General features: G+C 55.4%; 23 protein-coding genes. 18 read left to right on the forward strand and 5 right to left on the reverse strand.

The genetic code is table 11. From position 1 onward, the window contains the following. Positions 1–100: 100 nt before the first annotated feature. A complete protein-coding gene (locus AVCG78_RS17585; protein ID WP_234665012.1) occupies positions 101–1243 on the forward strand; it encodes an MFS transporter in 1143 nt (380 codons plus the stop codon). A gap of 161 nt (positions 1244–1404) precedes the next feature. On the opposite strand, the gene AVCG78_RS17590 is transcribed toward AVCG78_RS17585, so the two are convergent. Next, the gene (locus AVCG78_RS17590; RefSeq protein ID WP_071207003.1) at positions 1405–3189 is read right to left on the reverse strand and encodes a tetratricopeptide repeat protein; all 1785 of its coding nucleotides are present in this window, start codon (positions 3187–3189) and stop codon (positions 1405–1407) included. Between the two features lie 401 nt (positions 3190–3590). Then, positions 3591–4226, reverse strand: a complete 636-nt coding sequence (locus AVCG78_RS17595; protein ID WP_139191577.1) for a TetR/AcrR family transcriptional regulator — start codon at positions 4224–4226, stop codon at positions 3591–3593. 360 nt (positions 4227–4586) lie between these two features. Here AVCG78_RS17595 and AVCG78_RS17600 point away from each other — a divergent pair, with 360 nt between their 5' ends. The 9 genes from AVCG78_RS17600 to AVCG78_RS17640 all read left to right on the forward strand — a co-directional run bounded on the left by AVCG78_RS17600 (position 4587) and on the right by AVCG78_RS17640 (position 14056). Continuing rightward, the gene (locus tag AVCG78_RS17600; protein WP_234665013.1) at positions 4587–5909 is read left to right on the forward strand and encodes an acyl-CoA dehydrogenase family protein; all 1323 of its coding nucleotides are present in this window, start codon (positions 4587–4589) and stop codon (positions 5907–5909) included. Positions 5910–5913: 4 nt separating this feature from the next. After that, positions 5914–6441 carry a nuclear transport factor 2 family protein gene (locus AVCG78_RS17605; protein WP_071207002.1) on the forward strand — a complete coding sequence of 176 codons (528 nt, stop codon included), beginning with the start codon at positions 5914–5916 and terminating at the stop codon, positions 6439–6441. 493 nt (positions 6442–6934) lie between these two features. Further along, positions 6935–8305, forward strand: coding sequence for an MFS transporter (locus AVCG78_RS17610; protein ID WP_071207001.1), 1371 nt, complete (start codon positions 6935–6937; stop codon positions 8303–8305). A 114-nt stretch (positions 8306–8419) separates the two neighbouring features. Further along, positions 8420–8938 (forward strand): flavin reductase family protein, encoded by a 519-nt coding sequence (locus tag AVCG78_RS17615; RefSeq protein ID WP_041698416.1) that lies wholly within the window; start codon positions 8420–8422, stop codon positions 8936–8938. 42 nt (positions 8939–8980) lie between these two features. Then, positions 8981–9880, forward strand: a complete 900-nt coding sequence (locus tag AVCG78_RS17620) for a VOC family protein (RefSeq protein WP_012653509.1) — start codon at positions 8981–8983, stop codon at positions 9878–9880. Positions 9881–10208: 328 nt separating this feature from the next. Then, a complete protein-coding gene (locus AVCG78_RS17625) occupies positions 10209–10388 on the forward strand; it encodes a hypothetical protein (RefSeq protein ID WP_139191576.1) in 180 nt (59 codons plus the stop codon). Positions 10389–10712: 324 nt separating this feature from the next. After that, positions 10713–12047 (forward strand): carbohydrate porin, encoded by a 1335-nt coding sequence (locus tag AVCG78_RS17630; RefSeq protein WP_234643529.1) that lies wholly within the window; start codon positions 10713–10715, stop codon positions 12045–12047. A gap of 247 nt (positions 12048–12294) precedes the next feature. Then, on the forward strand, positions 12295–13191 hold the full coding sequence (locus AVCG78_RS17635) for an acetoacetate decarboxylase family protein (RefSeq protein ID WP_071206998.1): 897 nt from the start codon (positions 12295–12297) through the stop codon (positions 13189–13191). Positions 13192–13201: 10 nt separating this feature from the next. Next, complete coding sequence (locus AVCG78_RS17640) at positions 13202–14056, forward strand: fumarylacetoacetate hydrolase family protein (RefSeq protein ID WP_071206997.1); 855 nt, start codon at positions 13202–13204, stop codon at positions 14054–14056. A 235-nt stretch (positions 14057–14291) separates the two neighbouring features. On the opposite strand, the gene AVCG78_RS17645 is transcribed toward AVCG78_RS17640, so the two are convergent. After that, positions 14292–14426, reverse strand: a complete 135-nt coding sequence (locus AVCG78_RS17645; RefSeq protein ID WP_081355280.1) for a helix-turn-helix domain-containing protein — start codon at positions 14424–14426, stop codon at positions 14292–14294. Positions 14427–14533: 107 nt separating this feature from the next. Here AVCG78_RS17645 and AVCG78_RS17650 point away from each other — a divergent pair, with 107 nt between their 5' ends. Continuing rightward, a complete protein-coding gene (locus tag AVCG78_RS17650) occupies positions 14534–15025 on the forward strand; it encodes a nucleoside deaminase (RefSeq protein WP_071206996.1) in 492 nt (163 codons plus the stop codon). Positions 15026–15046: 21 nt separating this feature from the next. On the opposite strand, the gene AVCG78_RS17655 is transcribed toward AVCG78_RS17650, so the two are convergent. Next, positions 15047–15787, reverse strand: a complete 741-nt coding sequence (locus AVCG78_RS17655) for a GntR family transcriptional regulator (protein WP_071206995.1) — start codon at positions 15785–15787, stop codon at positions 15047–15049. Between the two features lie 360 nt (positions 15788–16147). Between AVCG78_RS17655 and AVCG78_RS17660 the strand changes: the two genes are divergently transcribed. Genes AVCG78_RS17660 through AVCG78_RS17685 form a run of 6 tightly spaced genes read left to right on the forward strand, consistent with a single transcriptional unit; the run spans position 16148 to position 22645 of the window. After that, entirely contained in the window at positions 16148–17689 is a 1542-nt protein-coding gene (locus AVCG78_RS17660) for an ABC transporter substrate-binding protein (protein WP_071206994.1), read from the forward strand. A gap of 35 nt (positions 17690–17724) precedes the next feature. After that, entirely contained in the window at positions 17725–19053 is a 1329-nt protein-coding gene (locus tag AVCG78_RS17665) for a GH1 family beta-glucosidase (RefSeq protein ID WP_071206993.1), read from the forward strand. A gap of 24 nt (positions 19054–19077) precedes the next feature. Continuing rightward, on the forward strand, positions 19078–20019 hold the full coding sequence (locus tag AVCG78_RS17670; protein ID WP_070163424.1) for an ABC transporter permease: 942 nt from the start codon (positions 19078–19080) through the stop codon (positions 20017–20019). Then, entirely contained in the window at positions 20019–20900 is an 882-nt protein-coding gene (locus AVCG78_RS17675) for an ABC transporter permease (RefSeq protein WP_156582593.1), read from the forward strand. Before AVCG78_RS17670 ends, AVCG78_RS17675 begins: the two co-directional genes overlap by 1 nt. A gap of 2 nt (positions 20901–20902) precedes the next feature. Beyond that, positions 20903–22114 (forward strand): amidohydrolase/deacetylase family metallohydrolase, encoded by a 1212-nt coding sequence (locus AVCG78_RS17680; protein ID WP_071206991.1) that lies wholly within the window; start codon positions 20903–20905, stop codon positions 22112–22114. 39 nt (positions 22115–22153) lie between these two features. Beyond that, a complete protein-coding gene (locus tag AVCG78_RS17685) occupies positions 22154–22645 on the forward strand; it encodes a RidA family protein (RefSeq protein WP_071206990.1) in 492 nt (163 codons plus the stop codon). Between the two features lie 11 nt (positions 22646–22656). Here the strand turns inward: AVCG78_RS17685 and AVCG78_RS17690 are convergent, their stop codons facing one another. Then, the gene (locus AVCG78_RS17690; protein ID WP_071206989.1) at positions 22657–23481 is read right to left on the reverse strand and encodes an IclR family transcriptional regulator; all 825 of its coding nucleotides are present in this window, start codon (positions 23479–23481) and stop codon (positions 22657–22659) included. A gap of 99 nt (positions 23482–23580) precedes the next feature. On the opposite strand from AVCG78_RS17690, the gene AVCG78_RS17695 reads away from it, so the two are divergent. Then, positions 23581–24777 (forward strand): aminotransferase class V-fold PLP-dependent enzyme, encoded by a 1197-nt coding sequence (locus AVCG78_RS17695; RefSeq protein WP_071206988.1) that lies wholly within the window; start codon positions 23581–23583, stop codon positions 24775–24777. Positions 24778–25154: the final 377 nt, after the last annotated feature.

Below are 25154 nucleotides of genomic sequence, written 5' to 3' on the forward strand. Positions count from 1 at the left end.
AACTCTGGCTAGCGCCATTGTCCTTGTTTGAAAGTCCAGAATGATCAAAAACTATTGGGAATTTTCCAGCCGCAATTGGCAGCATCTGACATTTGGCGCAATGCTTCTGGCCATTTCAAGCTTCGGCCAAACCTATTTCATTTCGATCTCGGGGGAGCATTTTCGAGACGCTTTTCGTTTAAGCGACGGCGGTTTGGGCACTGTCTATGCAATAGGCACGTTTTTAAGCGCCTTGACACTCACCTGGGCCGGGCGCCTGATCGACTACACAACGGTAAGAGCGTTCAGTTGGGCGGTAGCCGTTCTGCTGGCTTGCGCATGTGGACTGGTGTCGTTCAGCCCCAATGTCTATGTGCTCCTACTTGCGTTCTACCTCCTGCGCCTGGGCGGCCAGGGCCTGATGGTTCATACGGCGCTGACTGCAACAGCCCGCACGTTTCCAGCAGATGCTGGTAAAGCGCTCGGCATTATCGCTCTGGGCATGTCTGTCGCGCAGGCTACTTTTCCACTGGCCGGAGTGACGATGAACGACACGTTTGGTTGGCGTGCATCCTGGGCTATCAACGCGCTCTTTGTCATCGCCGGTGTCGGCGTAGCACTCGCGGTCTTGCCAAGGGCGGGCGATCGGCCTTTGCGTCAGCGCAGGCCCAAAGGACAGGCCTCAACCCAGCCCAGGCGGACATCCTTGTTGCTCGACCGACGGCTCCTCATGACCCTGCCAGCTGTTCTGGCAAGCCCCTTCATCGTTACAGGCTTCTTCTTCCATCAAGGCCGCCTGGCGGAGCAGAAGCACTGGGACATCACATGGCTCGCTGCCGGATTTGTGGTCTTTGCCATTGTACAGGCGGTCTCCGTCGTGGTGATTGGTCCCGTCATCGACCGTTTTGGGACGAAGCGAATTCTGCCTTATTTTCTCTTGCCGCAAGCCATTGGAATGCTGGCATTGGGATTGCTTTCATCGTCATGGGTTGCGCTGGTCTATATGGTTCTGATGGGCATATCCTCCGCCTTCGGGTCGACGCTTGCCACCGCGCTTTGGGTCGAGCTTTTTGGAGCCACTGAGTTGGCACGCGTGCGCTCTGCGGTCGAAGCCGGATCTGTTATAGCAAGCGGTGCTTCACCTGTGATCATGGGATTGCTGATTGATGCCGGCTTTCCTTTGTCATGGCAGGCGCTGGCGTGCTGTGCATACACAGTGTTGGCCTCCATTATCGCAATCGGTGTGCAGCGTGTGAAAGTCTGATCGAACGGGTTTTTATATCGTCGACCACTGCGTCAGCGAAGACCTTGGTGGAGCGCGCCATGAGATCGGCATAGTGCAATTACCCCATTGGCAGCATGACTGCTTCCTGCGGTCGATGTGTTTTAGGGTGCTCACACGGCCCTGTTGCCGACATCCCGGGCCTAATGTGCCAGCTCCATCTGATGTTGAATTCTTGAAAAGCGGCTGTCATCCCGAATGGGATCGAAAACGGCATTTGCCAGAAACAGCCCTGGTGTGCCTCTTCGTGTCACCGCCAGCTCCAAAGCGCTAATGGCTTCATCGCGAGCGCCTAGTCCGAGATGGATCATCGCCTCCGCATGCACAGCTTGGCCTCGCAGATTTGGTGACTGCTTCACCCTGGAAAGAAGACGATCCGCCTCTGATCTTTCGCCTGAAAGCCCATAGGCTAGTCCTAGCAGCCCACAGGCCGTGGCATCTTCGGTCATGATGCGTGAGGCGGCGGTAAATTCTTCGATAGCGCTATCAATCTGACCCATGTTGAGCTTGGCTTCTCCATAGGTAAGCCGTAACTTAACAAATCCTGGTTCGGCTTCAAGGGCGTCGCGTGCGACTTTAGCCGCCTCCCTGAAACGGCGGGCTGCATTCAGCGTTAGCGCATAGACATTGGCCACCATCGGGGAATAAGGATCGAGATTGATCGCTTCCTCCGCTATTTGCAGCGCAGAAACGATCTGTCCACTTTGCAGATATGTCAACGCAAGCAATATGTAGGGCGAAGGGTCGAGCGGGGTGATGGCAATGGCCTGGCGGCATGCGCCTTCGGTCTGTGGCCAGTCATAGGCGTAGCTCGACGCCCAACCCAAGATCAGCCAGACGTCGCTGAGGTTGCCATTCAGCGACAAAGCGCTGTGGGCAGAAGCGGCCAGCTTGGGCATCACCCTGGATATCGAGCCCGGCGCAAGTGATAAAAACTGTCCTAAAGCGCCAATAAGCCTCCGGTGAGACAATTGATCCAAGGGGTCGTCGGAGATGATTTGTTCATAGCGCAAGACGGCGGCGCGCAGCTCGATCAACCGCTCACGCCGGTTGATGTGGGAACCGCGCAGAAGCTGGTCAAGAAACCGGTTCTCGTTCTCGTCAGAATGGCATGGTATGTTCACCGCCTGACCCAGGATGTTGCGTGACAGCGAATCTGAAACCATTTCGCCGATGGCATTGGCTATCAAGGTGGGAGAGGGTCTCTCGGAATTTTGTGGGAAAGAAAATGTTTTGCTTCCCTGAACCAAGCCATCCAGATCGACCATTGTCGTCACGATCCTGATCCATTGCTCATCTGAGCGAATGGCGCAGCGTAACTCCAGCTCTGATCTACTCGCTCCACCGGGAAGGACCGGGACTATCGAAGAAAGCTTGAAAAGGCTGCTGGCGATCTCTTCGGGTAGCTGTCGCGCCAGACGCTGCTCGTTCTCGCCCGCATTGGGTTCGCTGTCCAGATGAATGGCAATCCGGCGCGGAAAATCTTTTATATCCGCCGCGGGTAAGGATGGCTGCGAGGAGAAGATTGGCACGAGTGAGCGGGGCATGAAGGCCACCCTCACGACATCGAAGCGTCCCTCATGTTCGTAATAGCTTTGCAATCTGTTGCGAAGACGCCAGGCTTCGGTCCGGACACATGTATCGATCCGCGGATCGAAATGCTCATCTTTGCCGAATACGTCCTGAGCGATTGCATGTTCGCCAATTGCATTCGCGCGACCCGCGAGCGCCTCCTCGACAAGATACTGTAGCAACTGTCGGGAGCGCTTTGCCGTTGCGAATGTATTGCCGTTGCAGAGTTGATCCAGCGCCTCGCGTATCTGTCCCGGTGTCGGGCTTGCCAATTCTGTGTCTGCCGTGCCCACACTTGGCGCAGCGTCATGAGATGATACGCAGATGATCGAAGTCGCACTCGTATTCTTTTCCACCCGGTCTCCTCCCCGTGCTTGTCTGCGAATATACTGCTCCCAATCATTCGATAGGCTGATTAAACCTCCCACGGCCTTTGATGTCGGATGCTACAGACTTTCTGCATTTGGTTGAAACGCAGAAATTCTCTAAATCTTTGTTTTTATAAATTTCTAGATGGAAAGCCGCGCGCCACTTTTCCTCGAAATGCTCCTGTGGTCCCACTTCAACATTTGATTCCGTTTGCTCGCACTCCAGATTGCCACAGTTGGCCTAGCAAATGTCAAGTCCATTCGACGAGAACGACATGATCATCTTTTTGATAATACAGTTGTCGCCTTGTGGAAAGCCCGGTGGACAGCAAGCACGATTTGTGGATGCCGGTCTATTATTGATGCTGTTAGAAACCCAGGCCCGAATTTTATCGTCTGATTGGATAGAGATAGAGCGGGGGTAGGTTTACGACCTTGGTGTCGCTGTCTTTCGGTCCTATGCCATCGAAGAAGATGCTGACGATGAGGCCGATATGGGCTGCGAGGATTTCGTCCGAGGGCCGGAAGTTTGCGACGAGGATGTCGAACTGAGTTCCCGGTGCTGTCATGCGCACCAGCAATGTGGCATAGCGTTCAGGATCTTCAACGACATAGCCGCGGGTGGCGGCAACTTTCACGATGAGCGAGGCAATGATGCGGATCACGTCAGGCATATCTGACTGGACCTGATCAGACATGGCTTGCAGTTCGCTGCGCCTGTCAATTTCTGCAATGAGAACTCGGAAATAGGCGGTCAGCTCGGGGGCGGATGCGGCTTTGACGACCTCAAGCAGCACGCTTGTCAGTTGCTCCAGGGGATCTGCGACGGATCGACTTTCCACAACGCTGCCGAGGTCCAGCGCGAAATCGGAAGCGGCATGTGTCATGACGGCATGAAATAATTCAAGCTTGTCGGAAAAATGCGCATAGACAGTCGTCTTTGAAACGCCGGCCTTGGCGGCCACCGCATCCATAGAGGTTCTCTCATATCCATTGGCCAAAAGTAGATCGACGGCAGCGGCCATGATCAACTCTCGTTTTGATCTAGAATTCTTGTTTCGTGGATGAGGCATACCTCAGCTCCTACATGAGCGCAGCAGTCCATTCAAGGCCCCAAGGGAGGCATGTCACAGGCACGGCGCGTGGTCTCTGTCCAAAAAGAGGGGCAATCAAGGGCTTAGTTTCTTAACCTTCCTTCACAAAAGCGCAATCTCCGAGGCTTTGAAAAAAATCAATTGACACAACTGTACTGTACCGTTTAGAACAGTAACACGTCTTGGAAATATGGAGGTAATTCAAGGATGTCCGCTCTTTCTAGTGACTTGTCGCTTATGCCAGGCCTGCCGCCCGCGCCCAGTGGGCAGCCCGCTCCAGGGATGCCACCCATGCCCGGTTTGCCGCCCATGTCTGGCCTTCCCCCAATGCCGCCCGCAGTGCCTTCAGCGCCTGTCGAGTCGAAATGGTTGACCGATAAGGGTCGTGATATCCGCGATAAGGCCCGGGCGCTTATTCCCCTTATTCGGGAGCAGGCGCGCGAAGGCGAGAAGATTGGCGCCTTGACGCCGGATGTTCTCAAGGCGCTCAGCGATATCGGTATCTACAAGATGGCCATGCCTGCTGAATGGGGCGGATATGCTCTTGGTGCGCGGGATCTGGTCGAGATTATCGCCACGTTGGGTGAGGCGGATGGATCGGCTGGCTGGGCTGGTTTCGTCGCCGTTGGAGTGAAGAACCTGCTGGCCCTTGATGGCGAGGTTGTCGGAGAAGTTCTTGAAGATACCCGAGATTGGGCTGGCCCTACCGTTGTCGGTGCGTCTGTTTTTGCGACGAAAGTCGGAGAAGGTCGCAAAGTCGAAGGCGGTTGGATGGTCAAGGGTCGCTGGGCTTTCGGTAGCGGATGCAAGCACGCCAAATGGGCGATGCTGGGCATAGAATATGATCCGAAGGTTGCTGGTGGTACCGGGCGCGGCGTGGTTGTCGTTGACCGTTCGAAATATGAGATTTTGGACGACTGGCACGTCATGGGCTTGTCTGGCAGTGCCAGCAACAGCCTTGCCATCAAGGAAGAAGTCTTTGTGCCCGATCGTCGGTTTCTCGATCTGAGCCAATACCCTCTGCGCTTCCAGCAATTGCATACGCGATACCAGGGCTTTGGATATCAGCAGCGCGGGCTTGCCAATCTGGCGACCGTGTCCTTGTGTGATATGTCGATTGCGCTCGGTATGGCGCGTGGGGCACTTTCGTGTTTCGCGGAGCAGGCTAAGAAGCGTCCGCCTTTTTCACTTCCGTATCCGACAATCTCGGACATGGCGTCGGCGCAAGTTGCGGCCGGCAAGGCACTTGCCATGATCAAGGTCGCCCAGGCGACAATCGAGAGCTACGCAGATCAGGTCGATGCCAGGACAGCGGAGGGCCAAGACTTTACACATGACGAGGACTCAGAGATCAGTTTGACCCTCGCTTACGTTGCAAGCCTTTGCGAAGACGCCATTAACCTGTTGCAGAAGACGTTGGGTTCATCGACGATGTCGCTCAACAACCCTATCCAACGCTTTGTTCGCGACGTTCGTGTGCTGGCATCCCACGGCGCCGTACGGCTTGATCCGCAAGCGGAGGTGAATGGTCGGCGCCTCCTGGGCATCACACCTTTCCCAATGTTTGCCGGTGCCGTGCCAGAACGCGTTAATCTGGAAGGCAAGGGGTTGTAAGTTTATGAGCGATTTCACGATTATTGACGGTGTCGCCCATATCCACGAGCCTAAGCTTTACGAAACCTGGCTGGACAGGGAGGATTATATTGCGGCCGTGTCGGCATCGCCGTCACCGGAAGTTGCTGCAAAAAAGCGCCTTCTTGTCGATTTCCAGGTCGACCTCGCCAAGATGGTGCGTGCCAATGCGGTTGAAGAGAATGTCGTCGATGTCATGACGAAATACGTCGATAACGACTATATTCAACATGATCCGAATGCGAACGGTAATGGACTGGCCAATCTGATTGAATATTTCAAAAAAGTGCCAGTGGGTAGAGGTCCGGCGCCTCCGGTGGTCAGCGTCGTCGTCGAGGGGGAGTTGGGATGCGTGATGATGAAGCATCCGATGCTTGATCCCACCGCCCCAGGGCAAACCTACGACTGGTATATTCTCACCGTTTTTCGGGTACGGAATGGAAAGCTGCGTGAGCATTGGAGTGCCTTCCAGAAGATGGCAGCACCCATGATACCGCAAAAGCCGCCACACTAAAGTCTGTCAGGTTCATGCTGAGCCAGGCAGCCGTTTGAGCTCTTTGTTAGAGATTGTCTTTTAGAGAAGACGGTTGCCAGTTTCCCCTGGCAACCTCTGTTGAGTGTTGAGCGTAATAAGACGCGCAAACTCATTTCAGAATGCATAAGCCCTGCATAATTTGCACCACGGTTTCGATTCCAGCAATTGTGCAGGGCGCGTTCTAGACTGATGAAATCAGCAGGCTCGCATACTCTCGTGAACACATGTCGCGAGTGTGTTTAATCGACCCCATTTGCGCTACGGCCAATGTCTGTTTGACCTTGAGCCATTCCCACGTCGGCCAATGCCGGCTCGGATGTGCTTGCCGGCTGAGCGGCCCGATGGGTGGGCGGATAATTTCTTACTGATAGGAAACAGACAGCCGCAATCGTTGACAATAAAACCAGCGCCGAGCCCCGTCTTTGGAGGAGGGATCGCCAGGCGTCTGCATTTAAAAAGGGGCATATGTTCCATGGAACAGGCGCAAATTTCTACTATTTCACCTTTCGAGGGAAATACGCTAAGAGCATATTTCAAAAGTTTGGTTGGTGCGCCCAGGAAAGCCAGGATGGCTTTGATTGGATGCCTGATCTTGATGGTTATTAGTCCTGCCGGTCTTTCGGCTATGACACCTTTTGTGATCGCAGCTTTCTCAGCGGAGACCCATCGTGCTCAGGCCGATGCGCTGCTGATTTTTGTGGCGCTGCCATTGCTGCTCTCCCCCCTGATCCTGCCGCTCGCCGGCGCATGGGTAGATCGGTGGGGTGCAAGAGCAGTTGCTATTCCCGCAGTCATTTTATACGCCGTGACAACCGCGATGATCCCGCTGGTCAGCGGAACGATCTGGATCTTGACCCCCATGATCATCCTGGCCGCATTATTCGGCTTCATGTCCAGCCTTGCCGTGATTTTCAAAATCATCACATGCTGGTTTCCGGAGCATCGGGGGATCGGATTTGCACTGGTTGGGGTGCTTTCAAGCTTCGCCAATGCGCTCTTTTCTCCCTTGTTCCAGTGGTTGATTTATGGAGCGACGAGCAGTGATGGGTCGGCTTCGGGCCTCCACCAACTGGGCGGCATCGGTTGGAGCGGTTCCTACTTCGTCGTCGCAGCAACCATCGCCGTGCTTGGCATTCCCTCAGCGCTCTTTCTCATCTCGGAACCTGCCAAACCGTCTTCTGCCAAGCGCCTGCCCATGCCTGGGTCCCACTTGAATATGGAGAATGCAGCCGGAATACCTCTCAAGATGGCGATCAGGACCAAGACCTGGATATTCATCACGCTTTTTCTGGCGATCACCGCTGCAGGCCCGATGACTGTCCGACAGAACTCCGTCGATTTCTTTCAGCAGCGTGGCTTTGATCTGAACGACATCGCATTTTCGCAATCTGTTTTGTTCGTGGCTTCGGTCGTCGGTCTTTTTCTCGGCGGCATGATCCTTGATCGCAGTCGACGCCCTTGGGTGATCGCACCCCTGCTCGCCATGGTTCCGATCGGCCTAACCATTGCCTATTTCAACCACGGTTCGGTTTTCCTGCTCTATGTGGCAATGAGCTCTCTCGGATTTGCGACGGGTGCGGAGTCTGCGCTCGGCCCATTCCTGGTTGCCCGTTATTTCGGACCCAAAGCTTTTGCTCAAATTCAAGGTTTGACGCTGGCAATCTGCTCACTGTCCTTCGGCTTGACGCCATTCCTTACCAGCGCAATGGCGACTGCAGCTGGAAGCTACTTCGTCCCGTTTGCCATCCTGACCGGACTGACAATGGTTGCCGTCGCGCTGGGAGCCCTTTTACCCAATTACCCACCAGAATGGCCGACCGGGGCGGAAGTCTCTGGAAAGTAAACCAGGGTCAGGGGAAGGGGTGTGATGATCCGGTATCGCACACAAAAGCCGGATCAGGGCGCGCTCCCGAACAACCCTTCCCATGATTGGCGACACAATAACGAGAGGTATCCTATGTTGAACCAAGCACGAGCCTCCGCTGAGCATCTCAGCCCTCACGACCAGGCGGAATTTCGCCGCGCGCTGGGTCACTATCCTACTGGCGTGTGCATTGTGACTGCGCACCATGACAATAAGCCGATTGGCATGACAATTGGCTCATTCACGTCGGTGTCATTGGACCCACCGCTTGTTGGTTTCTTACCTGCGCATAGCTCGCAAACCTGGCCGTTGATCGCGAAAGCTGGTGCATTCTGCGTGAATATCCTGGCCGATGATCAATCCGATCTTCCAGGGCGGTTTGCGAAACGGGATGCCGATCGCTTTCAGGATATTGCGCACAGCCGCTCCAGCCTTGATCTGCCGGTATTCGACGGCGTTGTCGCCTGGATCGACTGCACCCTGCATAGCGCGCATGAGGCGGGAGATCACCTCTTCGTCATGGGCAATGTGCTCACACTGAGTGTGGTCCGGGACCGCCCGCCCTTGTTGTTCTGCCGTGGTGCTTTCGGTGGTTTTGTTGCCGGAACCTGATGTGAAAAGCCTGGCACTTGATGTGAAATAGAAGGAACGAAAATGACCTATTTAATTCGGCAGATGGGACATGTTGTCATCTCCTCGCCTGATCCGCTTGGTGCGGCCAAAGATATTTGTGACGTGGTTGGCCTTCGTATCACGGAGCAGGACGGCGATACGGTCTATCTCTCCAGCAACGACCGCCATCACGAACTCACCTACATCAAGGGCGATGGCAAGGCCGTGGCCTGCGGCCTGGAAGCCGTCAGCGCCGACGCCGTGGACGAGGTCAAGCGTCGCGCTCTGTCCGACGGGCTGACCGTTCTCGACGATAAGCCGCTTGGAAAGCACTACGACAAGGCCGTGCGGATCGTCGCCCCAGGGGGTGCGATTTTCGAGGTGCATACGCCGATCGCCCGTAATCAGCCACGCCGGTATAACTACTCGACGCCCGGCGCCAGACCCCGCCGGATCGAGCATATCAACGCATTCGCGCCCGATACTCATGCCTTCGGCGAGTTCTGCGCAAAGGTGCTGGGTATGAAGCTCTCGGACATGACGGGCGAAGACGGTTTGCGGTGGTACCGCGCCGAAGACGGTTTCCATCACACGATCGCGATGGGGCCGGGTGAAAGCGGGCTGCACCATTATGCCTTTGATCTCCATTCTCTTGAAGATCTCGCAGCCATTGCTGACAATCTCACCCTCAAGGACCGGGCGATGGTTTGGGGTCCGGGCCGTCACGGGGCCGGAGGCAATATCTTCACCTATTACGCCGACCCGCATGGTTGCCTGGTGGAAAATTCCATCGAGCTTGACCGCATCGACAATGACGCGACCTACGAGCCACGGACCTGGGATATCTCGGAGGGTCTGGCAGGACGCTGGCTCAATCTCTGGGGCACGCCTCCCACACCCGGCTTCCTGCGTCCCGGCATAGCCTTTGATCCTAAGGTCTGATCGGGCAGCGCGAGGGACGATTGATTGGCAGGCGTGGTCGGGAAAGAAGAGGCCTATACGTTTTGCGGTTACCCGGCTCGGCGATGGATTTTCTTAGGGCTTGTGTTGAGGAACACGGTATCCGAGAGACGACCTATCATCATGCTGTGACTTAATATTGCTGCTGACAATGCTGGTCCGGAAACCTCGGATAGCAGCTTTTGGGTAAACCCTTCCCCGCTATTCGGGGAGGGGTGGCGGATCGACCAGCTCAGCGGTCGATCCGACCGAGGAGAAGCGTGCGCTGGGAGGCCGCACGCCACATTTAAATGAAGAGGAGGAGGAAGCCTTGAAACAGGCAACGATGACGCATGCCGTCGCTAATCCTGGGACGAATAGTCACTTCGACAACAATCGCCATGCTGAAGAACTGGGCGGAACCTTGTGTTCGACCGTTATTCGCTACCGCGCTAAAGGCGCCGCGCTTTTGTCAGACGTTCACCGGATGAAACAGCCGAAGCCATGGTAACCCAGACCGCTGCGCTGGTGTTGGTCGAAAGGACGGCCAATCTTTCGGCATCCTCTGTCTCATCTTTCATACGCAGCGTTGCGAGCATTGTTTCGATGATGTCGATCCCAGCACTTGCGGGCGATCGGCGTCGGATCAGCATAGCCGTCATCGCTTCATAAGGACCATACGGGAGGTGGTCCTGATCGACTTATCAGTCTGCGTCACCGCTTTGTCGGAGGCTTCGCCGCAGCACAGTCGCAATGAGGAGCAGTCAATCAAACCAAATGCAACGGAGTGAGCAGGTTCGATTCTTAGGGGAGGATAATAATGCGAATTCTATACATGATCACTATACCGTTGCTGTTTGCGACGGCTGTTCCAGCTTTTGCCATCGATCCGGAGATCGGTACGCAAGAACCACCTTTTCTGGATGGCCCACCGCCAGTCTATTCCGGCCCGCTCGCAGAAGCCGGACGGTGGCTTCATGAGAATGGGGTCGATCTTCGAATTGACTATATCAACATCGCTCAGAGCGCTTCTGCCTATGGCTTCAGAAAAGTCGGCTATGGATCGTTCCTCGTCGATCTGACCGGTAATATTACGCCTGATCTAAGGATCAGGCTCACTGAAGCGATCAATTTGCCAAACAACAATGTCACCGGCAACCTGACTGCCTTTCTTCCGCCGGTCACCGGCAATACCGACACGGCTCTTGCCCGCTTTTCACTGGAAGCAGACTTTTTAGATGACCGCTTGACCATAGAAGCGGGCCGCATTGGACTGGCTCGTGACTTCTCGATCAGGGGCTATTGCAGCGGCATCAGTTGTATCAACGCAACCCAGGGCAAGAGCCTGAACCTTCCGGACGATGTGCGTTCCGTTTGGGGTGCGCGGGCAGCCTATAAGCTCACGGCAAACACGACGTTAGGGTTCGGTTTGATCGAGGATAATCCGGACAACTGGCAGAATGGCGACGGCTGGACTTGGGGATCTGGAGACGCCGAAGGCTATATCGCCGCTGCCAACGTTCGTCATATCGAAACCTTTATGGACAGTGACAAGCCGTTTAAACTTGAAGCTGGAGCCTATTTCCGGTCCACGCCCTATCAGGACACGCTTTACAACAGTGGATGGGGGAACCCGACATACGGCGCGAATACCAAGATCGTCACGCATGACAGCGGAACGACCGCAATGTATGCGCATGCACGCAAGGTGGTTTGGAGCAGGTCTTCGGATAGTTTCAATCCGGAAAACATCGCGTTCTATGGCGGTATCCTACATTACTTCGGTGAAGGTCACGACTATCCATGGGAGGCCTATGTAGGCGTAGAATATTCGGGGTTCTGGCAAGCCAATCCGCTGGCGAGTGTCGGTGCCTCTGCTCACTATATTCGCATCAGCGAGGAGCGAGCCGAGTACGAGCGCAATGCCCGGCGGTTCTTCTCAGGCGTCGATCAGAGGCAGTCACAAGACATGTTCATGTTTGACGTGCATGGAAGCACAGGCCTTTTTGGCAATGGCATTCTCGATTTTGGCGCGGCCTATATCGTTAATCCGAACTCTGCTTTCGCTGATTTTTCTACCTCAAGACAGAAGGATGGTGTCGTCATTTATGCGGCGCTCGCATTCGACTTGAGTACCGTCCTTGGGCTTTCTCCTCGGAGAGGACCCTAAGCAAAGTCAGGTAACAGTCTTTAACCTTTTTGCTTGACGAGGCGCTAAAAAATATATTTTTTAGAATAAAATATTTATAATGGGAAGGGAGGTTCCTATGACTTATCTGATTTACCCCCAACCAGTGTAATGCCACCCGCATTTTGCCAGCGCGGATTGCGGAGACGTGTAGCCAGTTATCAGAGGCCAGTTGGATGGTTACGTCACCATTCAGAGGCATCTGTCATATGTGATGGGAGATCGATTTATGGGGTTCAAATTCAATCAGGAGTTCCGCTATCGGATGCCCACGGTATTCGGGCCGGCCGTAGGTCCCCGCCAAAAGCCGGGCGGCGGCATGTGGGCGCTGGAAGAAACCGGTACGATGAATGCGGAATGGATGGCTATTACCTATCGCACCAGTGCGGATAAGTTAGAGGCGCTTTTGCCTCCGGGGATGAGCTTGCGCGGTGAGCCGCTCATCAGTGTCTCCTGTGCCTGGTTCAAGAATCTTTATTGGCTGGCGGGGCGTGGCTACGGCATTTTGTCGATTGATTTCCCCGTAACCTATCAAGGCAAAACCGAGCGATTGGAAGGGTCTTTCTGCCCGGTTATCTGGGAGGGCGCTCCCGATGCGATCCTGACTGGGCGGGATGAAATGGGCTTTCCAAAACTGTTTTGCGACATGCCGGAAATCACCTGGGATAAGGAAAAAACCACGGCATCCTGCGAAGCGTCCTGGTTCGGCTTTAAATTTTTCGACATCGCTCTTGGTGAGATGGAGGAGGATGACGCCCCGCCGAGCCTGCCTGGTTCCGGGGGTGGAGCGGCCATGTACTATAAATACGTCCCTCGGACGAACCCGTTTCAGGGTGGAGGAGCAGACGTCGCTTATATCACGACGCCAGCGCCACCGCCGGGGGCGGGCAAGCCGGATGCCATCAATTTCGATGGATACCAGTTCAAGCGCTGGCGGGCCAAGGGCAGCTTCAACTGGCACAAGGCGACGTTTGAACAGCTCCCGACAACCTTTCATATCGTCAACGCCGTGGCAGATATGCCGTGTTTTGAAATCGTCAAAACCGAAATGGTGGCCTTCTCAGGTCCGGGAATTGGAGTTTCGGTCAATAGCATTCGTCCCGTAGAGCCGGGTGATCAGGAATAAGGATAATAGAATGAAACTGGCAAGATTTATTGTCGAGGGAAAGCCTCGGCTCGGTAAAGTCGTGGGCTCTGAAATCATTGATCTGAGTTCCGTGGCTCCTGAATGCGGAAGCTCAATGAAGGCGCTGATTGAGCGGTTGGATGAATTAAGACCGGCTTTGGAAGCGCTTGATGGCCCTTCTTTCGTACTGGCGGATGTTCAGCTTGCTGCACCAATCACCGATCCCAGGAAGTTTCTCGCCATCGGAATGAACTACAGGGCCCATGCCGAGGAAGCGGCAGCCGCAGGAATACCCACGCCAAAGTCGCAATTGTGGTTCAACAAACAGGTCACCTGCATCAATGGACCCTATGACGACGTGGTGCTGCCCAGCGTGTCCGAAAAGGTCGATTATGAAGCTGAGCTTGGCTTCATCATTGGTAAGCGGTGCCGTCATGTGAAGCGCGAAGACGCGCAATCGGTGATCGCCGGGTATTTCGTGGCCAATGATGTCACCGCCAGAGACTGGCAGTTCCGTTCACCGACCTATACGCTCGGCAAGAGCTTTGATACCCACGGCCCCATCGGCCCCTGGATCACGACGGCGGATGAAGTTCCGGATCCGCACAATTTGACGCTATCCCTCTCTCTGAATGGCGAGGAAAGACAGCGCACGTCTACGGGCGATATGATCTACGATATCTGGGATCAGATTTCCTATCTCTCAACCGTTATGACCCTCGAGCCGGGTGACATCATCATAACCGGAACACCATCGAATGTTGGGATTGCAACCGATACCTTCATGAAGCCGGGCGATGTCGTTCGCGTCGAGGTAAACGGGTTGGGTTCAATCGAAAACCGGTTCGTTGCCGAAGAGCGATAATCCATCAACGTTGATCGGCAGATAGCCGATTGAGATACTACTGCTTTTAGGGTCTGTCTGGTTCAATCTGAACCGGACAGACCCTTGCAACCGCACGACCCTATGTCAGCTGAGAAAGCAGGCCCTCTCTCCTCAAGCCTTGAATTTCTCCTCCGGGAACCGCAGACCGCCTGCCTCCGCTCCCCCGCTGTTGTGGGCAGCACACCACGTGGCAATTTTTCCAGCAAGGGCAGTCCTATGTCGTGCTCCAGATGATGATCTGCCGGTTGATCGCCGAGGCGGACATATTCAGTTTTTCAGCGGCTCCCCGGAAAGAACCAGCGCGGGCAACGGCATCCAGCAGGATTACGGAAGAGGAGGTGAGTTGCATTTGGCGGCCCACCGTTTCATTTTCTCGAACGATAAAGCCGGAAAACTGTGCTTGTCATTCGATTTTTCATCGCGCACCTTCAAGCTGATTTTGCAAGGAGTATGACAATGACGTTTTCGCCCGTGACCGGTCTCGATCACGAATACTTCCTTCGTCTCAGCTTCAAGGTCGCGCTGAGGGCCCAGGAAACAGGCAATCATCCTTTCGGTGCTATTCTGGTCGGGCCGGATGGTAAGGTGCTGATGGAACAGGAAAACGCCTATAATCCGACGCGCGACATGACGGGGCATGCAGAACGGGTTCTGATGACCCGTGCCTCGCAAGCCTACACGCCCGAACGTCTGAATCAATGCACCATGTACACGTCAGCCGAGCCTTGTGCCATGTGTGCCGGTGCGGCCTATTGGGCTGGGATTGGGCGGGTGGTTTTTGGTTTGAGCGAGAGCCAATTGAAGGCGATGACAGGCAATCATCCTGAAAATCCGACACTCGACCTGCCATGCCGTGTGGTCTTCGAGGCGGGCCAGCGCCGCGTCGAGGTTATCGGCCCTTTGCTGAGCGAGGAGGCCGCCAAATTGCATGATAATGCCTGGCGTTGATGGTGGGGAACTGTCTGGGGTTTACGTTGATGTGGGAACTGGCGATCCGGCTTGTGAAAGTGAATGACTGACGTTGCTTCCCGGTTTTGAAAAGAGGCCTTCAAAAGGGCCGTCTAGACGCAAAAGGAGATCACTCGTCTTGCGGAGATGCGCTTCAAGCCGGGAACATGCGAGTTCTGTGTCGCGCGCCAGGACGGCTTCAGCGATTTCAGCATGCTCAATGTCAACGTGACGGGGCTCTTTCATGAATGGGACCGCCATGCGTCTATATCGCTCGACCTGCCAGAACATGGAGTCGCGAAGCTTCAGCCACCAGCGACTATCGCATGCGAGAACCAAGGCATCATGGAATGCCGCATGAAGTTCAGTCCAGGCAGGACTAACGGTATTGCTGCCATCAGGATCAGACATCGAGGTATGGTGCAGTTGATGGCTGATGTCTTTGATATGACCTTCCCAGGCCAAAGACCCCTTGGCTATCGATCGGCGCAGGCAGCGAAGTTCGATTTCTATCCGTACCTCGGTCAAATCCTGTAAATCTTCGATCGAGATCGGGGTAACATGAAATCCGCGCTGAGCCTCTGCAACAACCAGACCATCTGATGTCAGGCGCGCCAAAGCCTCTCGCACCGCCCCTGGGCTGACGCCAAGTTGCTGGCACAAAGTATCGATCTTGAGCTTCGACCCAGGGATAAAGCGGCCGTTGAGCAAGTCGTGGCGCAGAACCTCATAGGTTTCGAGGGTGCGGGATCGTACTGTCATCGCAACACTTCTATCTTATTTCCGTGAAAATATATTTTTCGAGGTTCTGTATATACGGAGCTAAAAGCACGCACAATCCGGAGGCCTTCATTGGGTTTTCTGATTCAGACATCTTTTTGTTTGTCACGAATTTGGTTGACCGCACGTTTCTGACCGAAACGACACTCAGCCAAACACGCTGAAGCTCCTCGGTAAACCGGTTCTGCCTTTTTGCCGGTTTGCTCGGTCCGTTGGGGCAATGCGGCTTTTTGTTTTCAGTTCGTGCATCATTGCTAACAGGCATTGACAGACTGCGATGTTCCGATAGTCTTTAATTATGATCTGTATTGCGTAATTATAGAATAATAAAAGGGGAACGTCATGAAATCTAAATTGGGATTGCTGGCAACGCTGGCATTTGCACTTTTACCTGGACTTGCACTTTTGCCGGGGCATGGTCTCGCGCAGGACAAGGGCGGGGTCATCAACGTCGCAACCATTGGCGAGCCGCCAACACTGGACCCGATGGCCTCAACGGCTGATCTGGTTGGTATGACCACACAGCATATTTTCGAGACCTTGTTTACGTTCGACGACAAGTGGAATGTCATTCCGCTGCTGGCTGAAACCATGCCCACCATCAGTGATGAGGGCAAAACCTACGACATCACTTTGCGCGCTGGCGTGAAATTTCATGATGGCTCGGTGATGACATCCGCTGACGTGGTGGCCTCGATTGAGCGTTGGCTTGCAACGGCATCGCGCGGCAAACAGGTTGTGGCCTATATCGACAAGGTAACAGCGCAGGGCGACAATGCCATTCGCATCACGCTGAAAAAGCCCTATGCGCCGCTGTTGTCGCTGCTGGCTTTCAACAATTCCGCAGCGGTGATCATTCCAAAATCCACCATCGCCGATCCTTTGACAAAATTCATCGGCACCGGCCCCTATATGCTGAAAGAACGCAAGCCAGACCAATATATCCAACTGGTGCGGTTTGATGGTTATAAACCCAGAACCGATGCCGCAAACGGCTTTGGGGGTGCGCGCAAAGCCATTCTGGATGAAATCCGCTTCATTCCCGTGCCGGATGCCAACACAAGGCTTGAGGGTGCAGTCTCCGGGCAATTTGACTACACAGATTCACTGGCACCCGAGAGCTATGATCGCCTGAAAGGTTCGAAAGCCTCTGATCCCGTGGTGCTCAAGCCCTATGGTGCGCCTGTGTTTGTAATGAACACCAAGCAGGGCATCATGACCAGCAAGACCCTGCGCCATGCCGTGCAGGTGGCATTGAACCCGCAAGACATGTTGCTGGCCGCTTTTGGCAATCCGGAATTCTTTGCCGTTGATGGCGCGATCTATCCTGAAGGCTATGCCTGGCACACCAAGGAAGGCATTGCCCGCTATGGCAGTGGTGACCCTGAAGCCGCCGCCAAGTTGATGAAAGAGGCGGGCTATGATGGCAAGCCAGTGCGCATTCTCACCAGCCGCCAATATGAGTTTCACTATAAAATGGCGCAGGTGGCAGCGGAATATCTGAAAGCGGCAGGCTTCAAGGTTGATCTGCAAATCTATGATTGGGCAACCCTGACAACGCGCCGTGCTGATCCTGCCCTTTGGGATATTTTCATCACCCACGGCCCCTTCCCACCAGAGCCTGTGCTGAACGGATGGATGTCGGATAGTTATCCCGGCTGGTGGTCAACGCCAGAAAAGACCAAGGCAATTGAGCCATTCATTGCCGAGTCTGATCCTGTCAAGCGCCAGAAGCTTTTCACGGAGATTCAAAAGACCTTCTATGAGGATGCGCCGGTGTTCAAGGTGGGTGATTTCAATGCGCTTTCGGCCAAGGCCAAAACGCTTGAGGGCTTTCATCCATCGCCATGGCCTTACTTCTGGAATGTCAGTTCCAAGAAATAAGCTGGTTCGTACCCTTCAAAGTGAAGCAACACATCATGTCGAGATCCTTTCCTCCTGATTTTCTCTGGGGCGTGGCGGCCTCTGCCTTTCAAACGGAAGGTGCTGTTCATGCCGATGGGCGCGGACCCAGCGTGTGGGATGTGTACAGCCACACACCGGGCCGCACCACCAATGGCGATACGGCTGACATTGCCTGCGACCATTACCACCGCTACCCGGAAGACATCGCGCTGATGCGCGGGCTTGGGGTGAAGGCCTATCGGCTTTCCACCGCATGGCCACGCATTTTCCCAAGCGGCAGTGGGCAGGTGAACCAGCGAGGATTGGATTTCTACGACCGGGTGATCGATCTGGCCTTGCATGAGGGAATTGAGCCGTGGATTTGCCTGCATCATTGGGACATGCCGGTCGCTGTGGAAGAGAATGGCGGCTGGCGCAATCGTGATACGGCCAAGATTTTTGCCGATTACGCCGCCGTTATCACCAGGCATTTTGGTGATCGGGTCAAACGCTTTGCGCCGATCAATGAGCCAAATGTGATTCCATGGGTGGCCTATAATGTTGGGCGTCACGCCCCCGGCAAACAGGATTATCCTTCCAGCCTTCAGGCCATTCACACGCTCAATCTTGCCCATGGTTATTCCGTATCAGCAGTGCGGGCCGAAGCACCACAAGCCGAGGTGGGCAATATCGTCTCCCTTGGCCCCGTGCGCCCACATTATGACGATGCCGCCCACGAAGAAGCACGGATTCTCGGCGATTGCCTCTGGCGCAGGGTCACGGTTGATCCGCTCTGGCTCGGCACCTACCCGGAGCCAATTGCGGCTGCCATGCAGCCCTTCATTCAACCGGGGGACATGGAGGCCATTTCGCAAAAAATGGATTTCTTCGGCCTCAATCACTATAATCCGGTGTTTGTTGGTCCGAATAAAAACACCACCTTTGGTGTGTCGGAAACAGCACCCCCGACAGGCATGGGACCGCTCACCGATGTCAACTGGGTGGTCGATCCGGCAGCCTTTCTGGAACAGATCCGCGACACCAGCGAGCGCTATGGCAAGCCAACCATTTACATCACCGAAAACGGTGCATCTTACCCGGATGCGCTTGGCCCAGACCGTAAGGTGATCGACAACGACCGCATCGCCTATTTCAACCTCTATCTGAATGCGCTGCTGGACGCGCTGGATGAAGGCCATGATATTCGCGGCTATTTCGCCTGGTCGCTGATGGACAATTTCGAATGGGGCCGCGGTTATTCCAAGCGGTTTGGCTTGGTTTACGTCGATTATCCCACCCTGCAACGCATTCCCAAACAGTCCTATCATTGGCTCAGCGACGTGATTGCCGCCAATGCCCTATAAATCCAAGCGACGAGAGGGCAGATCATGATCAGCTATATCGTCAAGCGCCTGCTTGGCATGATTGTGGTGATGTTTCTGGTGGTGACCATAGTGTTTATCATCGTGCGCGTCACCCCCGGCGATCCCGCAGCCGTCATGCTGGGGCCGGATGCGTCAGCCCAAGATGTTGCCGATCTGCGCTCCAAGCTGGGGCTGGATCAATCGCTGATCTCGCAATACGTGTTTTACATCGGAGCCTTGTTGACGGGTGATCTGGGCCGCTCGATCTTTCTGGATATGCCAGTGGGCGCTGCCCTGTTGCAACGGGCAGAGCCAACCTTTTTCCTCACGCTGTTTGCGCTGTTAATTGCCTGCGTGCTGGCGCTTCCCATTGGCATTTATGCCGCCTATCGGCGCGGCTCATGGCTCGATCAAGCGGTGACGGCCATTGCCATGCTGGCGGCCAGCATTCCCAGCTTCTGGCTTGGCTTGATCCTCATGCAGTTCTTTGCGGTCAAGCTGCAACTGTTTCCCGTCTCCGGTTATGGCGGGCCGGGAACAAGTTTTCTGGAACGGATGTACCATCTGGCTTTGCCAGCCATTGCGCTGGGTCTTGTCTCTTCATCCCTGATCCTGCGCTTTACCCGCGCCTCCATGCTGGATGTGCTGGGCGATGATTTTGTGCGCACCGCCCGCGCCAAAGGCCTGCAAGAGCGGCATGTGGTGCTGCGCCATGCGCTGAAAAATGCCTTGATCCCGATCCTCACCGTGGTGGGCCTGACGGCGGCGGTGCTGATTTCGGGAGCCGTTGTCACCGAAACAGTGTTTGGCCTGCCCGGCATTGGCAGCCTCGTGGTCTCTGCCGTTTTGCGCCGCGATTATCCCGTCATTCAAGGTGCCTTGCTGGTGATTGCTGGTCTCTATGTGCTGGTGAATTTCGCCATTGATATGCTCTATCTGCTAATTGATCCGAGGGTGCGTTACTGATGACCCAACCCATATCCTTAGAGAGCACACCCCCGCCGCAATCAGAAGTCTTGCGCTTTCTGCGCCGCCTTTTGCATCGCAAGACGGTGGCGATTGGCCTGTGCATTCTCGCCATCTTCGTGCTGCTGGCGGTGTTGGCACCGTGGATTGCCCCTTATTCTCCCTATAAACTCTCGATCATGAACCGGCTGAAACCACCGAGCGAAACCTATTGGTTTGGCACCGATGAGTTTGGGCGCGATGTGTTTTCACGCACGATTTATGCGGGGCGGCTGTCTTTGCTGGTTGGGGCGTCGGTGGTGGCGCTGTCGTCGCTGATTGGCGTCACGCTTGGGCTGCTCGCAGGCTTTTTTCATCGGCTGGATACGCCGATTGCCCGGCTGATTGATGCGATGATGGCCTTTCCCGATATTCTTCTGGCCATCGCATTGGTAGCGGCCCTTGGGCCATCGCTGACCACGGTGATCATTGCCCTCTCGGTGGTCTATGCACCCCGGTTAGCACGCATTGTGCGGGCTTCCACACTGGTGATCCGCGAGCTACCCTATATCGAAGCGGCCCGTGCGCTTGGTATTTCCACCACACACATCATGGTGCGGCATGTGCTGCGCAATCTGATGTCGCCCATTCTGGTGCAGGCAACATTTCTGTTCGCCAGCGCCATGCTAGCCGAGGCGGGCCTGTCGTTTCTCGGCGTTGGCGTTAGCCCGGAAATTCCCACCTGGGGCACCATGATTGCGGCTGGTCGGCAATATGTCGATCAGGCCGATTGGATGACGCTGTTTCCCGGCTTTGCCATCATTCTCTCTGTGATGTCGCTTCAGATCGTCGGAGACGGTTTGCGCGACATGCTCGACCCAAGACTGCAAAAGGATATCTGACCATGCTGCCTCAGGAACAAGGCTTGGGCCTCCTGCTGTTAAAAAACCTCCGCCCTCTGGCCTTTGGCGAGGCAACACCCCCGCAAGCCATCGATATTTTGATCGGCGCGGATGGCAAGATCATCAAGGTCGGACAAAACATCGCCCTGACAGAAGATGCCGAAGTGATCGACGGCAAAGGGGCCTGGATTTCGCCCGGCTGGGTCGATCTGCATGTGCATATCTGGCATGGCGGCACGGATATTTCCATTCGCCCATCGGAATGCGGGGCAGAGCGCGGCGTAACCACGCTGGTGGATGCAGGCTCCGCTGGAGAGGCCAATTTCCACGGCTTTCGCGAATACATCATTGAGCCATCGCGCGAGCGGATCAAAGCCTTCTTGAACCTTGGCTCCATTGGTCTGGTGGCCTGCAACCGCGTGCCGGAACTGCGCGACATCAAGGATATTGATCTCGACCGTATTCTGGAATGCTATGCCGAGAACAGCGAGCATATTGTTGGCCTGAAAGTGCGGGCCAGCCATGTCATCACCGGATCATGGGGGGTAACTCCGGTCAAACTCGGCAAGAAAATCGCCAAAATCCTCAAAATTCCGATGATGGTGCATGTTGGCGAACCACCCGCACTTTACGATGAAGTGCTGGAAATTCTAGGCCCCGGCGATGTCATCACCCATTGCTTTAACGGCAAGGCCGGGTCCAGCATCATGGAAGACGAGGACCTTTATAATATGGCTGAGCGCTGCGCTGGCGAAGGAATCCGGCTGGATATCGGCCATGGCGGTGCCTCCTTCTCGTTCAAGGTGGCAGAAGCGGCCATCAAACGGGGGCTTTTGCCCTTTTCCATCTCCACCGATCTGCATGGCCATTCGATGAATTTTCCGGTCTGGGATCTGGCCACCACCATGTCCAAACTGCTCTCCGTGGGCATGCCGTTTGAGAAGGTGGTGGAGGCCGTGACCCATGCACCAGCCTCCGTCATCCGCCTGTCGATGCAGGATCGGCTGGCACCGGGAGCGCGAGCGGATTTCACCATCTTTGATCTCATCGATGCTGATCTGGAAGCCACCGATTCCAATGGTGATGTCTCGCGCCTCACCAAACTGTTTGAGCCACGCCATGCCGTGATTGGCCGCGAGGCCATTGCCGCCAGCCGCTACATTCCGCGCGCCCGCAAACTGGTGCGCCACAGCCATGGGTATTCGTGGCGCTGAAATGCATTCAAAAATTCTAGAACTGGAAACCGCGTGAGCATGACTTCACCCTCCACCGATGCCGGATTGCCAACACCCTATGAGCGGCTTGCCGCTCTGGGCATTGCGCTGCCGCCATCCCCACCGCCAATCGCCAATTTCGTCACCCATGTGCGCGAGGGCAATCTGCTGTTTCTCTCCGGTCAAGGTCCACGCGAAGCGAACGGCTTTCTCTATTCCGGCAAGGTCGGGGATGATGTGACGCTTGAAGATGCCTATCGCCACGCCCGCCTCACTGGCATCAACCTGATAGCCGTGATGCATGAGGCGCTGGGTGATCTCGCCCGCGTGCGCAAAATTGTCAAAATGCTTGGCATGGTCAATGCCGCGCCGGATTTTCGCGATCATCCGCAGGTGATCAATGGCTGTTCAGACCTGTTTATGGAGGTGTTTGGGCCGGCGGGTCAGCATGCGCGCTCGGCGGTTGGCTTTGGCTCGCTTCCCGGCAATATCACCGTGGAAATCGAAGTGATTGTGGCGTTGCACGAATGAGAAAGGCCCTCTCAGTGACCGCGCCAACCCATGCGTTTTTCGATCCGTTCTGCCGAGGCCTGAACATGGTCCACATAGGGATTGCCGTCAGAAAACGCCTTTTGCTCTGGCAAGACGATGGAGATGGTGGCAACACACACACCATCCCGATCACAAATCGGCGAGGCAATGCAGGCCACCGCATAATCGGATTCACCGGCCTGAATCGACAGGCGCTGCTGAAAGGCCCTTGCCGCCGCATCCGACAGGGTTCGCGCATCCACCTCCGCCCGTCCGGTTGGCGACGAGCGGGCGCAATGGGCAAACAGTTCTATGCGTTCTTTCTCCGGCAAATGGCCAACGAGAAGGCGGCCAGACGCCGTCCAGTTCAGCGGCACACGGGTGCCAACCCGCGATGCGACCTGAAAATGGCTTGGCCCCTCGGCCATGGCCAGCACCAGCATATGGTCATTGTCACGCCCGCACACTTGCACGGTCTCGCCCGCTTCGCGGCACAGATCATGCATTTCCTGCGTGGCAATGCCGATGAAATCCAGCGAACGGGAATAGGCAAGGCCATAATGGTAAAGCCGTGGGCCAAGCCAAATCGCGCCATCACCACTGCGGGTCAGCATGTTCTTCTCCACCAGATCATCAATGATGGTGTAAATGGTGGACAAAGGCGCGCCAACCGCCTTGGCAATGGCGTAAGGGCCAACGGGCGCGCCCGTTTCATACAGATGATCCAGCACCTGCAAAGCGCGGTCCATGCCGCTGACGCGCGAGCGCCGCTCTGCCGGGGCCTCAACGGGCTGGCCGTCTGCGGCAACCGATACCCTGCGTGCCTTGCTATCCATCCTGCGATCCTTACCTGAATGATCGGCTATTACATTATAACGGCATAGCTGTCGATTGTAGAAATGACGGGCCTTTGCCCACAACAAGTGGAAAAGCTTATGACCAACGATATTCGCACCCAGCTCGGCCTACGCCCGGTGATCAATGTTTCCGGCACCATGACCAGCCTTGGCGCATCCATTGTGGTGCCAGAGGCCATTGCCGCCATGACAGCGATTCTGCCGCAATTTGTGGAAATCAGTGATCTCCAGCGCAAGGCCAGCGCCGTGATTGCCCGGCTGACCGGAGCGGAAGCGGGCTTTATCACCGCGTCTTGCTCGGCAGGCATCAGCCTTGCTGTGGCAGGTACCATTACCGGGTCGGATCTGCTGGCCATTGAAAAACTGCCGGATGTCAGCACGACGAAGAATGAAGTGCTCGTGCAAATGGGCCACCTCGTTAGCTACGGTGCGCCGGTGGATCAATCCATCCGTCTGGGCGGTGGCAAGGTGGTGTTGGTGGGGCAGGCAACATCTGCGCACCGCTACCATATGGAAAATGCCATTACCGAAAACACTGCCGCCGCCGTCTATGTCGTTTCTCACCATGTGGTGCATTACGGCCTTCTGCACTTGAAGGAATTTGTCGAAATTGCCCATGCGCGCGGCGTGCCGGTGATTGTCGATGCCGCATCGGAATATGACCTGTGGACCTTCCTCGATCAAGGCGCGGATATTGCTCTCTATTCCGGCCATAAATTCCTCGGTGGCCCCACATCGGGCATTGTTGCCGGGCGCAAGGAGCTGGTGCGCAACGCCTATTTGCAAAACATGGGTATTGGCCGTGGCATGAAAGTGGGCAAGGAAAGCGTCTTTGGCGTCATGGCGGCTCTTGAGGCTTGGGAAAAGCGTGACCATGCGAGCGTGCGCGCCACTGAAACCGGCTATCTGCATCTATGGAAAGAAGCACTGGATGGCCGCCCCGGTGTAACGGCGCTGATTGAGCCAGACCCAACCCACAATCCTCTGGATCGCCTGCGGGTGATCCTCTCACCGCAAGAAGCGCATATCAGCGCCTATGATCTGGCAGGCGCGCTGGCCCGTGGCAATCCGCCCATCATCGTTCGCGATCATGAGGCAGAACATCACTATTTCTATCTCGATCCCTGCAATCTGCATCCGGGGCAAGAGGTCATTGTGCGTGACCGTCTGGTGGAAGAACTTGATAAGGCGCGAGCGTCCAACGAAGTGATCAACACGCCACATGAAGAATGGGGCCGCCATCGCTTCGATTCCATGCTGCGCTGGCCGGATTGATCACCGCCATCCTTTGTTCGAATGTGAGTTGCTGAAGTATGACCGGCAAAATTACCGGTCATACTTCCATTTGAATTTGATAGGATGGAAACAGCCTCCTTGAGGTCGATATTTTCGCCGTCTTCAGTAACGATGTCACCCAGAAAACGTTCGATTTCAGGACCCCTCGCCAACGCTATTCCTGGTCGAGAGCTTCTTAACCATTCACGCTATCGCTTTGTTTAGGGTAGTCCGATATAAATATCGCATCACCGTGCGAGCACTGAATGTATCCCTGGTCTGAACTCCTTGCGAATCTGGCAATTGTTGCCATCACAACGTCGACCTGGACATTCGTCCGGCCACACCTCGCTGGCCAAGGACCACGCGCTTTTTCG

Origin of the sequence: Gillisella vitis (genome assembly GCF_021559775.1) — a bacterium.
GTDB lineage: Bacteria > Pseudomonadota > Alphaproteobacteria > Rhizobiales > Rhizobiaceae > Allorhizobium > Allorhizobium ampelinum.

Excerpts from the sequence above, each read along its gene's own strand:
- AVCG78_RS17630 (WP_234643529.1), top strand. The coding sequence starts at position 10,713 with ATGATCACTATACCGTTGCTGTTTGCGACGGCTGTTCCAGCTTTTGCC.
- AVCG78_RS17650 (WP_071206996.1), top strand. The coding sequence starts at position 14,534 with ATGACGTTTTCGCCCGTGACCGGTCTCGATCACGAATACTTCCTTCGT.
- AVCG78_RS17645 (WP_081355280.1), bottom strand. The coding sequence starts at position 14,426 with ATGCAACTCACCTCCTCTTCCGTAATCCTGCTGGATGCCGTTGCCCGC.
- AVCG78_RS17665 (WP_071206993.1), top strand. The coding sequence starts at position 17,725 with ATGTCGAGATCCTTTCCTCCTGATTTTCTCTGGGGCGTGGCGGCCTCT.
- AVCG78_RS17675 (WP_156582593.1), top strand. The coding sequence starts at position 20,019 with ATGACCCAACCCATATCCTTAGAGAGCACACCCCCGCCGCAATCAGAA.
- AVCG78_RS17605 (WP_071207002.1), top strand. The coding sequence starts at position 5,914 with ATGAGCGATTTCACGATTATTGACGGTGTCGCCCATATCCACGAGCCT.
- AVCG78_RS17670 (WP_070163424.1), top strand. The coding sequence starts at position 19,078 with ATGATCAGCTATATCGTCAAGCGCCTGCTTGGCATGATTGTGGTGATG.
- AVCG78_RS17655 (WP_071206995.1), bottom strand. The coding sequence starts at position 15,787 with ATGACAGTACGATCCCGCACCCTCGAAACCTATGAGGTTCTGCGCCAC.
- AVCG78_RS17595 (WP_139191577.1), bottom strand. The coding sequence starts at position 4,226 with ATGGCCGCTGCCGTCGATCTACTTTTGGCCAATGGATATGAGAGAACC.
- AVCG78_RS17600 (WP_234665013.1), top strand. The coding sequence starts at position 4,587 with ATGCCCGGTTTGCCGCCCATGTCTGGCCTTCCCCCAATGCCGCCCGCA.
- AVCG78_RS17640 (WP_071206997.1), top strand. The coding sequence starts at position 13,202 with ATGAAACTGGCAAGATTTATTGTCGAGGGAAAGCCTCGGCTCGGTAAA.
- AVCG78_RS17685 (WP_071206990.1), top strand. The coding sequence starts at position 22,154 with ATGACTTCACCCTCCACCGATGCCGGATTGCCAACACCCTATGAGCGG.
- AVCG78_RS17660 (WP_071206994.1), top strand. The coding sequence starts at position 16,148 with ATGAAATCTAAATTGGGATTGCTGGCAACGCTGGCATTTGCACTTTTA.
- AVCG78_RS17615 (WP_041698416.1), top strand. The coding sequence starts at position 8,420 with ATGTTGAACCAAGCACGAGCCTCCGCTGAGCATCTCAGCCCTCACGAC.
- AVCG78_RS17680 (WP_071206991.1), top strand. The coding sequence starts at position 20,903 with ATGCTGCCTCAGGAACAAGGCTTGGGCCTCCTGCTGTTAAAAAACCTC.
- AVCG78_RS17635 (WP_071206998.1), top strand. The coding sequence starts at position 12,295 with ATGGGGTTCAAATTCAATCAGGAGTTCCGCTATCGGATGCCCACGGTA.
- AVCG78_RS17585 (WP_234665012.1), top strand. The coding sequence starts at position 101 with ATGCTTCTGGCCATTTCAAGCTTCGGCCAAACCTATTTCATTTCGATC.
- AVCG78_RS17620 (WP_012653509.1), top strand. The coding sequence starts at position 8,981 with ATGACCTATTTAATTCGGCAGATGGGACATGTTGTCATCTCCTCGCCT.
- AVCG78_RS17695 (WP_071206988.1), top strand. The coding sequence starts at position 23,581 with ATGACCAACGATATTCGCACCCAGCTCGGCCTACGCCCGGTGATCAAT.
- AVCG78_RS17690 (WP_071206989.1), bottom strand. The coding sequence starts at position 23,481 with ATGGATAGCAAGGCACGCAGGGTATCGGTTGCCGCAGACGGCCAGCCC.
- AVCG78_RS17610 (WP_071207001.1), top strand. The coding sequence starts at position 6,935 with ATGGAACAGGCGCAAATTTCTACTATTTCACCTTTCGAGGGAAATACG.